Annotated in this window: 12 protein-coding genes; 7 read left to right on the top strand and 5 right to left on the bottom strand. The window is 70.9% G+C overall.

The genetic code is table 11. The features are described 5' to 3' along the window. Positions 1 to 243: 243 nt before the first annotated feature. Together AB5S17_RS17380 and AB5S17_RS17375 are read right to left on the bottom strand one after the other, a co-directional pair. Entirely contained in the window at positions 244 to 1,722 is a 1,479-nt protein-coding gene (locus tag AB5S17_RS17380) for a cobyric acid synthase (RefSeq protein WP_369241660.1), read from the bottom strand. A 139-nt stretch (positions 1,723 to 1,861) separates the two neighbouring features. Continuing rightward, entirely contained in the window at positions 1,862 to 2,872 is a 1,011-nt protein-coding gene (locus AB5S17_RS17375) for a helix-turn-helix domain-containing protein (RefSeq protein WP_369241658.1), read from the bottom strand. Between the two features lie 222 nt (positions 2,873 to 3,094). Here AB5S17_RS17375 and AB5S17_RS17370 point away from each other — a divergent pair, with 222 nt between their 5' ends. Then, positions 3,095 to 3,766 (top strand): hypothetical protein, encoded by a 672-nt coding sequence (locus AB5S17_RS17370; RefSeq protein ID WP_369241656.1) that lies wholly within the window; start codon positions 3,095 to 3,097, stop codon positions 3,764 to 3,766. 214 nt (positions 3,767 to 3,980) lie between these two features. On the opposite strand, the gene AB5S17_RS17365 is transcribed toward AB5S17_RS17370, so the two are convergent. Then, positions 3,981 to 9,740, bottom strand: coding sequence for a DUF4011 domain-containing protein (locus tag AB5S17_RS17365; RefSeq protein ID WP_369241654.1), 5,760 nt, complete (start codon positions 9,738 to 9,740; stop codon positions 3,981 to 3,983). Positions 9,741 to 9,937: 197 nt separating this feature from the next. Continuing rightward, a complete protein-coding gene (locus tag AB5S17_RS17360; RefSeq protein WP_369241652.1) occupies positions 9,938 to 10,825 on the bottom strand; it encodes a D-amino-acid transaminase in 888 nt (295 codons plus the stop codon). Between the two features lie 214 nt (positions 10,826 to 11,039). Between AB5S17_RS17360 and AB5S17_RS17355 the strand changes: the two genes are divergently transcribed. From AB5S17_RS17355 to AB5S17_RS17345, 3 genes are all read left to right on the top strand, one after another. Then, on the top strand, positions 11,040 to 11,495 hold the full coding sequence (locus tag AB5S17_RS17355) for a hypothetical protein (protein WP_369241650.1): 456 nt from the start codon (positions 11,040 to 11,042) through the stop codon (positions 11,493 to 11,495). Between the two features lie 183 nt (positions 11,496 to 11,678). Beyond that, positions 11,679 to 12,503: an urease accessory protein UreD gene (locus AB5S17_RS17350; RefSeq protein ID WP_369241648.1), complete on the top strand. Its 825-nt coding sequence runs from the start codon at positions 11,679 to 11,681 to the stop codon at positions 12,501 to 12,503. Positions 12,504 to 12,542: 39 nt separating this feature from the next. Continuing rightward, positions 12,543 to 12,845 (top strand): urease subunit gamma, encoded by a 303-nt coding sequence (locus tag AB5S17_RS17345; protein WP_369241646.1) that lies wholly within the window; start codon positions 12,543 to 12,545, stop codon positions 12,843 to 12,845. A 25-nt stretch (positions 12,846 to 12,870) separates the two neighbouring features. Here AB5S17_RS17345 and AB5S17_RS17340 read toward each other — a convergent pair whose 3' ends face one another. Then, on the bottom strand, positions 12,871 to 13,143 hold the full coding sequence (locus AB5S17_RS17340) for a hypothetical protein (protein ID WP_369241644.1): 273 nt from the start codon (positions 13,141 to 13,143) through the stop codon (positions 12,871 to 12,873). A gap of 378 nt (positions 13,144 to 13,521) precedes the next feature. On the opposite strand from AB5S17_RS17340, the gene AB5S17_RS17335 reads away from it, so the two are divergent. The 3 genes from AB5S17_RS17335 to AB5S17_RS17325 are packed head-to-tail and all read left to right on the top strand — an operon-like array spanning position 13,522 to position 14,564. Beyond that, entirely contained in the window at positions 13,522 to 14,109 is a 588-nt protein-coding gene (locus AB5S17_RS17335) for a HupE/UreJ family protein (RefSeq protein ID WP_369241642.1), read from the top strand. 30 nt (positions 14,110 to 14,139) lie between these two features. Continuing rightward, the gene (locus AB5S17_RS17330; RefSeq protein ID WP_369241640.1) at positions 14,140 to 14,262 is read left to right on the top strand and encodes a hypothetical protein; all 123 of its coding nucleotides are present in this window, start codon (positions 14,140 to 14,142) and stop codon (positions 14,260 to 14,262) included. Further along, positions 14,259 to 14,564 (top strand): urease subunit beta, encoded by a 306-nt coding sequence (locus AB5S17_RS17325; RefSeq protein ID WP_369241638.1) that lies wholly within the window; start codon positions 14,259 to 14,261, stop codon positions 14,562 to 14,564. The genes AB5S17_RS17330 and AB5S17_RS17325 overlap by 4 nt, the downstream gene beginning before the upstream one ends. Positions 14,565 to 14,674 lie beyond the last annotated feature (110 nt).

The raw sequence follows: 14,674 nt of genomic DNA, 5'->3' as shown, positions 1-14,674 counted from the left end.
AAAGTCGGTCGCTGCCAGGTCTGCCAATCGCAAAAAACACCAAGCGTCTTCTTCTCTCACCATTCCCACCTCAAAGCCCCGCTCGGCACCCCCGGCGGGGCTTTCGCGCGTCCGGGCGGCCAGAACCCGAGCGCTCTACAGGAAAGACGCGCAGGCCGCGGGATCCCGCGCCAGACGCCCAAACCCCGACGCAAGACCCCGGAGCCCAAGAACGAAGCGCGTGCAGGACATGACGAGCGCCGTCTAACGCCGCTCCGCGAGGGCGAGCAACCGCGAAATGTCGACCGCCTGCTCCAGGGCTTCGGCGATCGCGTCCAGCGCGGATTCGACGCCGGCGCGGTGCCCGGACGCTGCCGCCTCCACCCCGAAGCCGGCGAGAAACCGCCGCCGATAGCCGTCCGCCGCGAACAGGCCGTGGAGATAGGTGCCGAAGATCCGGCCGCTTCCGGACGTCGCCCCGTCGGGGACGCCGTCGAGGATGCAGACGGGCCTTTCGCAGTCGGGACCGCTGGTTCGCCCGAGGTGGATCTCGTAGCCCTCGAGCGGCTCTCCGTCGGGGGTCGTCGCGCGGGCGGTGCGGACGATCTTCTCCGGCTCCATCACGGCCTCGACGTCGAGGAGACCGAGCCCCTCGGCGTCCCGCTGCGGGCCCTCGACCCCGTCCGGATCCCGCACCCGGCGTCCCAGCATCTGATAGCCGCCGCACAGGCCGACGACATGGCCGCCCCGGGCGACATGCGCCGCAAGGTCCGCGTCCCAGCCGTTGGCGCGGAAGGCCGCGAGATCGGCGATCGTGGACTTCGATCCCGGCAGGACGACCAGTTGCGCCTTCTCGGGCAGCCTCTCGCCAGGCGGGACGAAGACGACCTCCACCTCCGGCTCCGCCCGCAGCGGGTCGAGATCGTCGAAATTCGCGATCCGTCCGATAAGGGGCACCGCGACGGTGAGCCGCTTGGGAGCGCCGCGGGACAGCCGCTCGAGCACCACCGAGTCCTCCGCCGGCAGACGCCGGGCGGCGGAAAGGTGCGGGACGACGCCGAGTCTGGGCCAGCCGGTGAAGCGCGTGATCGCCGCAAGGCCGTCGTCGAACAGCGCGACGTCGCCGCGGAACTTGTTGATCAGGAATCCCGCGATCGTCGCGCGGTCGCCCTCCGGCAGGATCGCATGGGTCCCGACCAGCGAGGCGATGACGCCGCCGCGATCGATGTCGCCGACGAGGATCACGGGCACGCCGGCGGCCGTCGCAAAGCCCATATTGGCGATGTCGTTCCGGCGCAGATTGATCTCGGCTGGCGAGCCCGCACCCTCGACGACGACGAGATCGGCCTCCTGCGACAGGCTCTCGAAGCTCTGCAGGACGGTCTGGAGGAATCCCACCTTCAGGCGCTGGTAGTCCCGGCCGCGCGCTTCGCCCGTGACGCGCCCGCGCACCACGATCTGGCTGCCGGTCTCCGACTGAGGCTTCAACAGCACCGGGTTCATGTCGACGGTCGGCGGCGTTCCCGCGGCGAGCGCCTGCAGCCATTGGCCGCGGCCGATCTCACCGAAGCGGCCGGTCTCGGGGATCAGGGCGACCGCGGCATTGTTCGACATGTTCTGCGGCTTGAATGGGCGCACCGTCAGGCCGCGGCGGGCGAACAGACGGCAGAGGCCGGCAACGAGCACCGTCTTGCCGACGTCGGAGCCGGTCCCCTGCAGCATGATGGCGGACGTCTTCCTCATGCGAGGCTTGTCGCCCGGCGGGCAGGGAAGGTCCAGTGGCTTCTCGCGCGGAAAAGGCAGAGCGGATGCCGTGGCATCTCTACCCGGGAAGGTCTGCCGCGCTTCGTCCGGCGTGCGACGCGCCGCCGCCCCGGAAGAGCTACAGGACCGCCAGCCATGTCGGCAGCAGCGTCTTCAGCGAGGCGGTGCCGGGACCGCCGACGGTCGGCCGCGAGCGGTCAAGCCCGGCCGCCCGGAACTCCGACGGCGTGCAGCCGAAGGCGTCCCTGAAGGTGCGGCTGAAATGCGCGTCGCTGGAGAAGCAGAACCGGTGGGCGAGGTCGCCGATGCGCAGCGACGGATCCGGCTGCAGGAGATCGCGCGCGGCCGCCTTCAGGCGGCTCTCCCGGATCACTGTCGCGACACCCCCGGCTTCCTCGAACAGCCGGTAGAGGCTGGAGCGGGAGACGCCGATCGCCCGCGCGATCCGCTCCGGCCCGAGGCGCGGATCGGCGAGGTCGCGCTCGATCATCCTTCGGACCTGCACGACAAGCGCGCTCCGCAGGTCGTCGCGCAGCACATCGTCGCGCGGTGCCGCATCGGCAAGGCAGGCGGCGATCAGGCCGGGCGTCATCGCGGGGATCGCGCCCGGCACCGTCTCGCCGCCGCGCCCGGCCATCCGCACGACCGAGACGATGTGGTCGGCGAGGAACAGCGCGGCGGGATGTGCCAGCGTGTCGCCGTGGCGCGCTGCGACCGCGTCGGCGCGATCCTCCAGGGCTCGCCGGGGCACGACGACCGATACGGTGTGCGGTGGGGTGCGGACGCGCGGAGAGACCCGGCCGAGGTCGGTGACCGCGACCGCGATCGGAGCGCCGCCCGACGCGATCGGGCCGTCGAGATCGATGCGGATCATCAGGTGATCCAGGAAGTCGCGCATCAGCCGGTGCCGCGGCCGCTCGCGGGTGAAGCCCGGACAGGCCATCGCGTTGATGATCAGCGAGCCGAAGTGGAAGCTGTCGATCGTCGAGCGGACCGGCTCCCCGGAGAATGGCGCTATCTCGCTCACCTCGAACAGGGACGCGATGCGGCTCCGGAACGCCTCCTCACGGTACTTCGGCTCGACCATATCGGTCGAGAAGCGATGCGCCGAAATCCTCGCTGCCTGCATGCACGTCCGTCCCCACGCCACCCTGTCAGGCGTCCTGTCGTGATAGCTGGGACGAGGATGCAAGAACAACCGCATTCTCCGGGACGGATGCGATAACCGCAGGAATCCCGGCATCGTAGAAGAGGCTCGCCGGGTCCCGCAGAGGCGCGACCGGACGGCGGCGAGACGGGATCACCGGGCCGGCCGCCGTTTCCCTATCCCTTCTTCGGAGACGAGACGTCCATGCGGTATTGGAGCCTCGCGCCCATCGCAGTCCTGTGCCTGGCGGCGAGCGCCTGCACCACCACGCAGGAGGCGGCGACGGCGGTGCAGTCGCGCTGGATCGGCCAGCCGGCCTCGGCCTTCTTCACCCGCTATGGCCCGCCGCAGTCGGATTACAACTTGCCGAACGGCGACATCATCCACACCTGGCGCGGCGGCGAGACGACCCGCACCATTCCGGCGCAATACAGCAATCCGGCGCCGCCGAAGCTGCCGTCCTTCCCGACGTTCGGGAGCGCGCCGCAGTCCAGCGGCTTCGGCAATTCAAGCTGGCCCTCGTCCGGCACGTTCGGCGGCAATGCGCATCAGGCAAGCTCCCAGCCGCTCTGGAGCAAGCAGACGACGCGGACCGAGACGAAGGTCGAGAATCCGTCACCCGGCGTCACCCGCACCACCACCGTGACGAAGTCGAGCGGCGCCAGCATCGGCTGGAACCCGCCCTGGAAGAACAAGCCGCATGGCGGCGGCGATCATCGCCGGCTGATCGCCCCGGCCCGCACCGAGCAGCTGTTCTGCGAACTGCAGATCACCGCCGATCCGCAGGACATCATCAAGTCGATCCGGATCTCCCGGGACACGACCGGCGCCGGGATGGCGCTGTCGCGCTGCGCCGAGGTGCTGGACGTCAAGTAAAGGCCGGGCCGCCGTCCCATCGAGCGGGGCGGCCTCGGTGACAGCGATTGCGCGTGCGCGAGAGTTCGACCCGCGAGCGCGTAACCGGCCGGACCGTTCCGCCGACATGCCCCAGAGGCGGCGGGTCCGGCCGGTGCCTCTGAGCGTCTGCGCCTTCCGAGGCCCTGCCGGCCAGCGAAGCGGCAGCACGAGAGGCGGAAGGCCGACCCGGCCGTCACTCGGTCTCGGCGAGGGCGGTCGCCTCGATCCGGTCGAAGGCCTCGTAGATGTCGGTGGTGGTGAAGGTGACGTCGCTGCCGCTCGGCGTGCCGCGGAAGCGTGGCAGGCTGGGGGTCGATCCGGCGGTCAGCCGGCGGTCGACGCCGACGCCGGAGACGCGCTCGACCTCGCCGAGCACGCGGCCGTCGCGGCGGATCTCGAACAGGCCGGGCAGCACCTCGTAGATGTCGAGCGCGTTGCGGCGGATGTGGCGGCCGCGCGGCGGGGGAGCGCTCGGAGCTGCCGGCTCGGTGCCGTCCGTTGCGTCGCGCGCCGGCGGCCCGTCCGCCGCGCCGCGGTCTGCGGCCGGTTCGGACGGCGCGAGGTCGAACAGGGTGCGGATCGGCGCGCCCTCCGTGGCAAGCGGCTCGGCGGCAGGTGGCGCGGCCTCGTCTTCGGGCGCCGGCGTCGCCTCCGACCGATCGACGGCTCGTGCCGGCGCCTCTGCGGCATCGCTACCGGCTGCAGGATCCGCCGGAGGACGTGCGGCGGCAGCCGCGAGCCCTGTCTCCTCAGGGATGTCGGGGTCGGGCTCGGCACTCGCATCAGATGACAGCGCCGGCTCCGCCCGCGGCGCGACATGGACGGCCGCCTCGCGCTCGCCGAGGAAGCGGATGAGCTTTCGCGCCTCGCCATCCGGGTCGTTGTACCAGTCCGTCGACCAGATCCGGACAATCGCCCAGCCGAGCCCCTCCAGCACCTGCTGGCGGATCATGTCGCGGTCGCGGATCGTCAGGCCGGTGTGGAACGGCGCGCCGTCGCATTCGATGCCGGCGATGAAGACGGTGGGATCGGCGGGATGGCGCACGCCGAGATCGATGCGGAAGCCCTCGACGCCGATCTGGTGGACGACGTCGTAGCCGGCAGCCTTCAGCCGCGCCGCGACAAAGGTCTCGAACGGGCTGTCGGCCTCGCGCCCCGTGGCATCGTCGTAGACGGCGCCGCCGCGGGCATAGTCGAGGAAACCCTTGAAGACGTGGACGCCGCGCGACGAACTGGCCGTCGGCACGATGTCGCCGGTCTTCAGCGAGGTCACGACGATCATCGCCCGCTTGGCGCGGGTGAAGAGGACGTTGAGGCGACGGTGGCCGGCCGCGCGGTTGATCGCGCCGAAGTTCTGCTTCGGCCTCTGTCCGGCTTCGGACGGGCCGAACAGCGTCGAGATGATCACGACGTCGCGCTCGTCGCCCTGGACGTTTTCGAGGTTCTTCACGAAGACCGGCTCGACAGTCTTCTCCCAGCGTTCGACATAGGCGCGCACGATCGGGTCTCGCGCCGCCAGCCGCTCGAACTCGGCGTTGATCAGCTCGCGCTGCTTCAGGTTCATCGTCGCGATGCCGAGGGAAAGGTCGCGCCCGTCCTCGGCCGTGCGGTAGATCAGCGCCCGCGCCTCGGCGATGACGCGCTCGGCCTCGGCCGGATTGACGTTCGCCTGATAGATGCCGTCGACCTCGATGCAGGAGACGCCCGAGACGTCGTCCTCGGTCGCAGCCGGGAAGATCACCAGCTCGCGGTCGTAGAATTCGCGATTGGAATAGGCGATCAGCGCCGGGTGCTGCGAGCGGTAGTGCCAGCGCAGCCGTCGCTTGTGCGGGATCCGGGCGGAGGCGAGGTCGAGAATGCTCTCGGCATTGTCCGCCGCGCCGGCCTCGTCCTCGGCCTCGTCGCCCTCTTCCTGGCCGGAGAAGAAGTCGGTCGGCGGCAGCTGCTTCTGGTCGCCGACGATGACGTATTGCGCGCCGCGCGCCAGCGCCCCGATCGAGAACTCCGGCTTCATCTGCGAGGCCTCGTCGATGACCACGAGGTCGAAGTCGAGCGTGCCGGGCGGCGCGTACTGCGCCAGCGCGTGCGGGCTCATCATCAGGACGGGCTTCAGCGCCTGGAGCGCCGTGCCCGCGCGCTCGATCAGCTGGCGGATCGGGATGTGGCGGCTCTGCTTGGCGATCTCGTTCTGGACCAGCGCCATCTCCGTGTAGCTGCGGATCGGGCCGGAATCGTTGCCCCAGGGCGCCGTGCGGGCGCGTTCGCGCGCCTTCGACAGGATCGCGTCCGCTTCCAGCCGGTAGAGGTCGATCTCGGCGGCCTTGAAGCGGCCGCGTGCTGTGTCGAGCCGGCCGGTGGTCGTGCGGCCGATCGGCGAGGCGGGATCCGCGAAGATCGCCTCCAGCGCCTGCTGGCAGCGCAGGAGCGACAGGATGTCCGGCAGCGCGCTCACGGGCTGGCCGTCCCTCACCTGCCGGTCGTAGAGCGGCTTCAGGCCCTGGGCCTCGGCCTCTGCGATATAGCGGGACAGGTTGGCATGGAGCCGCAGACCCTGCGTATCGGCGATGGCGGCGGAGAGCGTCTCGGCGCGAGCCGAAAGGCCGGCCGCTTCGGATGAAGGGACGAAGTCCGGCCCCAGCCGCTCGCGCACCGCAGAGCCGGCCGCCCGGAGGTCCGCGAGGCGCTCCGCAAGATGCCCCGCCTGCCCCTGCAGCGTCCGGATCTCGTCGAGGCGCATGATGCCGTCCTTGGCCGGATCGGGTCCGAACGCGTCCACGAGTACCGGCGCCGCAGCCATTGCGCGGGCGGTGCGGGCGGCGTCGAGGTCCTTCGAAGCGCGTTCGATCGCCGCGCGTTGCTCCGGCGCGGCTCCGTTCACGAGCGCCGCGATGTCCGCCTCGAGGGCTGCGAGCGTCTGCGACAGTCGCCGGCCGTGGTCGAGGATCGGCGCGTCCGCGGCGACGCCGCAGCCGCGCCCGTCGCGCTCCAGGGCGCCGAGAGCCTCGGCGCGGGCGCGAAGACCGTCGGCGAGCATCGTCAGCGCCGCGGAGTCATCGCAGCGCTCGATCAGCGCCGCCTCCTCCGCAGACAAAGAGAGGCCGTCGAGCGCCTCCGGCGGCAGGCTGAGGACGGCGCGCAGGCGGTGGTCGCCGCCGTTGCGCGACAGGAAGCCGCCGACTTCGCCAAGGCAGGCCGCGGCGTCGTCCAGCGCGTCGAAGGCCGTCTGCGGTCCGCGCCAGGCCGCGCCGAAGGCGCTCTGCCCCTCGGCATCGCCGGCGATCTCGGACCATTCGTCGAGCAGCGTCGCGGCGTCGGCGAGCAGCTGGCGCAGGCGGTCGCGGTCGGTCACGCGCGGCGCCAGCGTCTGCGCCGCCGTCATCGCCCGCTTGAACTCGCCTCCGAACAGCCGTCCGAGCGCACCGGTGCCGCCGAGCGTTTCCGCGAGCCGGCGCAGCTCCGCCGTCGGAACCTCGGAGGCCTTCGCCATGTCGATCTCGGCGGACAGGCGCTTCAGGCGTTCCTGGACATCCCGCGAGCGATCGCCGAGCCGGTCCAGATGCTCGCGCCGGCGTTTGTTCGCCACGGGGATCTGCAGGCTCCAGGCGAGGTCGGAATAGGTCCGGCGGATGGCGGCGAGGCGCGACAGCTGCCGGGCGGTCTCGGCATTGGCCGGGAAATCGGGTCCGAGCGCCTCGGTCGCCGGCGCAAGGCGCGATGCCAGCGCCTCGAAGCGGCCGGCATCGGCGCGAAAGGCCTCGGCGCGCTCCGCCAGATCCGCGAGCGCGACGCGGGTGAAGCCGTCGGCGAGCAGCCGCTCTTCCAGGGCTTGAAGCGACTTCAGGCCGGCCGCATCGCCGGCGCCGTTCGCCAGCTCTTCGCGGTGGGCGCGCGTCTCGGCCAGCCGCTCGGCGGCGCCGAGCACCGTCTCCGTCAGGGCGCCTTCGAGCGCTGCGGCGGCGAGCCCGTCGTCTGCCGGCAGGACGAGGGCGGCGAGCGCGTCGCAGAGGGCCGCGAGCTCCGGCGCCGTCCGGCCGACCAGCGGAGCCGGGGCGGCTGAGACCGGCAGCGCGGCCGCCGCGTCCCGCGCGGCGGCGAGTGCTGTGCCGAGACCGGCCGACAGATCCCGGACGAGCGCCTCCTGTGCATGCGGCTGCACCGGCAGTCCCCGAGCAGCATGCCAGGGGCTGGCAGTGAGGCCGCCGAGGTCTTCCTCGACGGCCTCTGCGGCCTTCGCGAGTTCCGCCAGCGTGTCCGCCGCCCGCCTGAACGCGCCCTCGTCCGCCAATTCGACGCCGGCGACGTCCGCCGGCCGGATCGTCTCCGCCATCCGTCCGGCGAGACGGTCCCGCAGCGCCGTCTCGCTCCAGACCAGCGACCACACCGTCGCGTCGTGCCCGTCGGGGCGTTCCTGCAGCGCCGTCAGATAGTCCGTCAGCACGGCGCGGTCGCGCTTCTGGCCGTCGCGCAAGGCCGCAAGCCGCGCCGGCATCGCGACATCGTTCTCCAGCGCCTCCTTCAGCGAAGCCATCACCTCCGGCTTCGAGGTCTTGTCCGAATGCAGCTCCAGGAGCGCCGGGCCGAGGCCGCGCTCGCGCAGCCGCTTGGCGACGGCTTCGAGCGCCGTGCGCTTTTCAGCGAGGAACAGGACGCGCCGACCGGCGCCGATGGCCGCGGCGACGAGGTTGGCGATGGTCTGGCTCTTGCCGGTGCCGGGCGGCCCCTCGACGACGAGGTCCTTGCCTTCGATGGCGTCGAGGATGGCGGAATGCTGCGAGACGTCGGCCGGCATGACGAGCGGCGGGACGCGGCCCTTGAACGCCGGATCCTCGATGGGGTGGTCGACGCCGAACGAGCCGGCCGCGCCTTCTGTCGCAAGGCCGCCGATGAGGCGGGCGAGGCCGCGATGGGCGACGAGCCCGTCGTTCGGCCAGATCGTCTCGTCGAGATCTACCCAGAGGCCCATTCGCGGGAAGGGGAAGACGGCGATGGTGACGAAGCGGCGGAGCGCCAGGAACTTCGCCGCTTCGAGAAGCGGCGCGATCGCCGCGAAATAGGCTTCCGGCGTCGCCTCCGCCCCGATGTCCGGCAGAGCGACGCCGTGGTCGCGCTTCAGGAGTTCCGCCAGAGCGAGGTTGACCGACAGCTCGCCCTCCGGCGCGCTCGCCCAGAACCGGTAGCTGCCGTTGACGATCTTGCGCCGGAAGTGCAGCGGCATCATCAGGAGCGGCGCATGGTAGGGTCCGGCGGATGGCTGCTTCGGATCGCGCCATTCGACGAAGCCGAAGGCGATCTGCAGCGTATGGATGCCGGTCTCGTTCTCCAGCGTGCGGTTGCGGTCGAAGATGGTGCGCAGGCGCCGGTCGGCCTGCGACGCCGTCAACAGGATGCGGATGGCGTCGTCGCCGAGATGTTCGGGCGTCGCCGCATCGAATTCGGGACCCGCCTGCGAGGCTTTCGGCAGGTCGAAGCTCGGATCGAAGCCGTTGGCGCGGGCGAGCTCCGCGATGTCGAGCCGCCGTCCGCCCGAAAGCTTCGGCAGGTTCAGCTGGGCGCGCACCCGGTGGCGCAGCGCCTCGTCGAGTGCGGCGAGCGTCTCCGTGTCGGCTTCCGTTTCGCCCAGTTCTGCGATCGCGGCGAGATAGGTCTCGTCGGTCAGCCGCGCGATCGCCATGGCGTTCTGGAAGCTCTCGGTGCGCTCGTCGGCCGGCTCGGTCTCGGGATCGGGCAGCGGCTCGAAGGCCATTTCGCCGGCGCGCAGGGCGGCGAAAAGCTGGTCCGGCAGTTCGTCGATCACCCGGGCGAAGGCGCCGCTCCGGGCATGGCTGAAGTTGAGAAGGCCGTTCCGGCGCGTGAGGTCGAGCAGCTTCTCCCGCAGCCGGGCGATTTCCCGACGCTGGAAGTCGAGATCGATCGCGTCGCCCGCTGCGCCCGCTTCCGAGGTCTGTGCCGCCATGGAGGTCCTCGAATCGTTACCGCCCGAAGGCGCAACCGTAAGCGAGCCACGGCAGAGGAGGAAAGGGCGGATCGATCACAAGGCGAAGCCGGGCGCCCGACGCAACCGCCCCGGTGGCGCCTCTCGCACGGCCGGCGTGAAACAACGGAAGCTGGGCGCCGCCGCGACCCGCGACGAGCCGGCGCCGGCCGGCGGCCTCAGATGGCGGTGTCGCGGGCGTGCCGGATGTAGATCTCGCGCAGCCGGGTCGCGACCGGGCCCGGCTTGCCGTCGCCGATCGGGGTGCCGTCGATCTCGACGACCGGCATCACGAAGGCCGAGGCGGAGGTGATGAAGGCCTCTCGCGCGCGCTTGGCTTCCTCGATCGTGAAGCTGCGCTCCTCGATGCGGATGTCGGATTCTTCCGCGAGCTTCAGCACCGCGGCGCGGGTGATGCCGTGCAGGATCGAATGAGACAGGGCGCGGGTGACGAGCGTGCCGTCCTCGGCGACGATGTGGGCATTGTTGGAGGTGCCCTCGGTGACCATCCCGTCCTCCACCATCCAGGCGTCGTCGACGCCGCGGCGCTTCGCCTCGGTCTTGGCCATGGAGGAATAGAGAAGCTGCACGGTCTTGATGTCGCGGCGCGACCAGCGCAGGTCCGGCACCGAGATGACGCGCAGGCCGGTGCGGGCCGCGGGCTTGTCGACGAGCGTGTTCGCCTGGGTGAAGAGGACGAGGGACGGCGGCGTGTCCTCGGACGGGAAGAGGAAATCGCGGTCGGCGGCGCCGCGCGTGACCTGCATGTAGATCGTGCCCTCGTCGAGGTCGTTGCGCCGGACGAGTTCGCGGTGGATGGCGAGCAGGTGCGCCTCGCTGCCGGGCGAGGGCAGGCCGAGTTCGGCAAGCGAGCGTTTCAGCCGCGCCATATGGGCGGAGAAGTCGACCAGCCGGCCACCGAGAACGCTCGTCACCTCGTAGACGGCGTCGGCGAAGAGAAAGCCGCGGTCGAAGACCGAGACGCTCGCTTCGTTCTCGGGCCGGTATTCCCCGTTCACATAGACCGTGCGCATCTGAAACCTTGCCTCGCCGCTCGTCGCCGCCATCCGTCTGGCCCCTGATGGTGTCGCGGAATTCGCCGGGGAAGACAAGGCCGGCCTGCACCGCCGGTCCGGCCGTCGCGAAGCGTATGCCGGCTCTCCTGCCGCGTTGGAACTTTGCCGGCTATCCGGCATTTGATCCTTCAACTTTACCGACGCTTCACGGCACCCGGACTATGGTTCGGGGACCATAACGTTGCTTCAACCGGCGGGTCCAGAAATGTCCGCGCAATCCTTCGAAGCGATCCTCGACGGGATCGCTGCCAAAGACGACAAGGCAGAATGGGGATTCTCCTTCGGCCAGACGTCTGCCGGATTCTGGACCGTTCTCAGCGGCATCGGCGGGGCCGAGGCGGGCGACGCCCCGCGCCAGCCGGCGAGCCGCTATGAGAGAAGCGGCGAGACGATCCGCCAGCGGGTCGCGGAGCCGCCCGCGCCGCCAGCGCCGCCGAGCATCGACCCCCGGGACATCCGGCGCGACCTCGGCCTTGCGAACGCCCTGACGCCGAAGGATCTGATGCTGTGCCGGCGCGCCTTCGCCCGCGCCAACCATCCGGATTGCGCGCCCCTGGCGTTCCGGGAACAGGCGAACATCCGCATGCAGATCGCCAACCGGCTGGTCGACGAGGCGCTGGCCCGTCTGCGCCCCGGCACGGGCGCGCAGGCGCAGGGCTGAACCGGCTTCCAAGCGTTCCTTGCCTGCATCTCGCAGCCGTTCGCGAAGCGGCAAAACGCGTGGCGGGCGGATTGCCGCGCTTCCGCCTGCCTGTTAGCGCTTTGGCCGGACGGATGACCTTGCGGGGCGGGCGATGACGGCAAAAAACTGCGGCTTTCCGATCTCGGCCGGATCGCGCCCGAGGTGACGACGACTGCCGTGGCCCATGCGCCGGTCCCCCTTCAGCGCTCCGCCGGCCGGGTCGATCTCGCGGTGCGGCCGCTCGCCGGGCGCACGCGGCTCGAACGGCTGCACCAGGCGGGCTGCCTGAAGCTGCGCTTTCCGCGCCCGATCGGCCCGAGCGCAGAGGCGGTCCTGATCAACACCTCCGGCGGGCTGACCGGCGGCGACCGGCTCGACCAGTCTTTCCAGGTGGCGAGCGGGGGGCGGCTGACCGTCACGACGCAGGCCTGCGAACGGGTCTACCGCGCCGCCTCGGGGTCGGCAGAGGTGACGAGCCGCATTGCGATCGGGGACGACGCCTCACTCGCCTGGCTGCCGCAGGAGACGATCCTCTTCGATGGCGGCGCCATCACCCGCCGTCTCGACGTCGACGCGGCTCCGGGCGCGCGGTTCCTGCTGTCCGAGAGCGTCATCCTCGGCCGCGAGATGATGGGCGAGAGCGTCGAGGCCGGCTCGTTTCGCGACCGCTGGCGCGTGAGGATCGGCGGACGGCTGGTCTTCGCCGACGATCTGCGGCTCGAGGGGCCGGTCGCCGCGATCGCCGCGCAGCCGGCGAGCCTGGCAGGCAACCGCGCCTTCGCGACGCTCCTCGCGCACGGGCCCGGTCTCGAAGGGTGGGTGCCCGCCATCCGCGACATGGCGGGAGAGGCGGGGGGCGCCAGCATCGTCGGCGGGCTGCTCGTCGTCCGCCTGCGGGCGCCCTCCGGCTTTCACCTGAGGAAGCGCCTCGTTCCGCTGATCCGGGCTCTGGCGGACGGCGCGCTGCCCCGCGTATGGTCGGTGTGACCCGAACCACCGACCGGCAACCGCACGAAGGATCCCCCGATGCAACTGACCCCGCGCGAAAAGGACAAGCTCCTCGTCTCCATGGCGGCCGTCGTCGCGCGGCGCCGGCTCGAGCGCGGTGTGAAGCTCAACCATCCCGAGGCGATCGCGCTGATCACCGACTTCGTCGTCGAGGGCGCGCGCGACGGGCGCACGGTCGCCGACCTGATGGAGGCGGGCGCGCATGTGATCACGCGCGACCAAGTGATGGAGGGGGTGGCGGAGATGATCCCGGACGTCCAGGTGGAAGCGACCTTTCCGGACGGCACCAAGCTGGTGACGGTGCACGAGCCGATCAGGTGACGCCCTGCCGTCGGCCGCGACCGCTTCAGCGGCCGGCGGAGGCGACCGCCACGCGGGCGCCCTTGGGAGCCGTCGGCGCAAGTTCCGACACCTCGACGGGCTTCTGGATCTGTCGATGCTCCGGCGCCTGCGCGGTCAGGCGCCCGCCGACGAAGCGGTAGCCCTGCTCGACGGCGGAATAGTAGGCAGGGCCGGTGAGCCCGGCCATGGTAACGGTGCGGATCGTCAGCGGCTGCCGGCTTCCGACCGGTCCCGCGGAAACGAGAAGAGCAGCCGCGATCACGAGCGATCTCAGCATCGAAGACTCCAACCTGTTGCGGCCTCTGGCTCCGATCGTGAACGTGCCGGAACTCAGGCCTTCCGTAGCGGAATATGGCCGCTTTTCTTGCTGTGTTCAAGGGAATGCGCCCGCGGTGGATTCGTTGCGGTTAACACCGTGGCGGGCGCCGCCACGGCCTTCCGGTCTGGTTGCCGGAGCAATAACGGCGGGACGGTCCGGCAACGGATCGTTACGGTTTGCCGCGGCGGCCGCGGCTCACGCTTTGTTGACACGCTGCAATGCGGCACACATGATCGGCCGGCCCAGGGAACGGCGTCTTCGCGATTCCGGCCTCGGCACGAAAGGAGCCGCGACCCAAACCGGGGCGGCCGTCGACCTCAGTTCAAGGGACTTTCCATGTTGAAGCGCATTTTCATCGCCGCCGCGGCCCTTGCCGCCGCCACGGCCCCGGCCTTCGCCCACATCAACCCGATGGAGCACGGCACCTTCCTCGCCGGCGTGTCGCACCCGCTGACCGGGCTCGACCACATCGTCGTCATGGTCTCCGTCGGCATCTGGGCCGCGATGATCGGCGGGCGCGCGATCTGGATCGTCCCGCTGTCCTTCGTCGCGACGATGACCGCCGGCTTCCTGCTGGCCCTTGCCGGCGTGCAGCTGCCCTTCGTCGAGCCGGCGATCCTCGCCTCGGTCGTCGCGATCGGCCTGCTCGTCGCCGCGGCGGTGAAGCTGCCGGTGCCGGCCGCGTCCCTGATCGTCGGCGCGTTCGCGCTGTTCCACGGCCATGCGCACGGCACCGAGTTCGCCCTGTCGAACGCCGGCATGGGCGCGGAGGAGTTCGGCCTCGGCTTCGCCCTGTCGACCGCGGCGCTGCACTGCGTGGGGCTCGCCGTCGGCGTCTCGCTGTCGCGCCTCGCCCAGCCGATGGTGCTGCGCGCGATCGGCGTCCTCTCCGCTGCCGCCGGCCTGTACCTGATGGCCGGCTGAGCGGAGCGCCAAGGCATGGGAGGATCGGAGATGCCGCTATCGTCGGGCGCGCCGCAGCCGGTGGGCGAACGCGATCTCCTGGCGATCGGCCCGATCCTCCTCGTCATCCTCGCGGCCGTCGGCATCGCGAAGCTCTGGAGGCATTTCTCATGATTCCCGGCGAAGTGATCACGGCCGAGGGCGATCTCGTTCTCAACGCGGGCGCCGAGACCATCGTGCTCGAGGTCTCCAACACCGGCGACCGGCCGGTTCAGGTCGGCAGCCACTACCACTTCGCCGAGACCAATCCGGCGCTCGCCTTCGACCGCGAGGCCGCGCGCGGCATGCGGCTCGACATCGCCGCCGGAACGGCCGTGCGCTTCGAGCCCGGCCAGACCCGCGAGGTGACGCTGGTCCCGCTGTCGGGCGCCCGCAAGGTCTACGGCTTCAACGGCAAGGTGATGGGCGCGCTCTGACGGGGGGTGAGTGGGTGCCGGGGAACTGAGCCGGCGCCCGTCCTCGCGGCCGAGCCGCGAACTCCTCAGAAGACGCAGAACCCTCTCCGCATCGTCATCCCGGGCTTGAC

The sequence above is a fragment of the Jiella sp. M17.18 genome (assembly GCF_041027365.1).
Classification (GTDB): domain Bacteria; phylum Pseudomonadota; class Alphaproteobacteria; order Rhizobiales; family Rhizobiaceae; genus VKMB-3413.
Note: the sequence above shows the minus strand (reverse complement) of the source record. Positions and strands in the feature narration are given on the sequence as shown.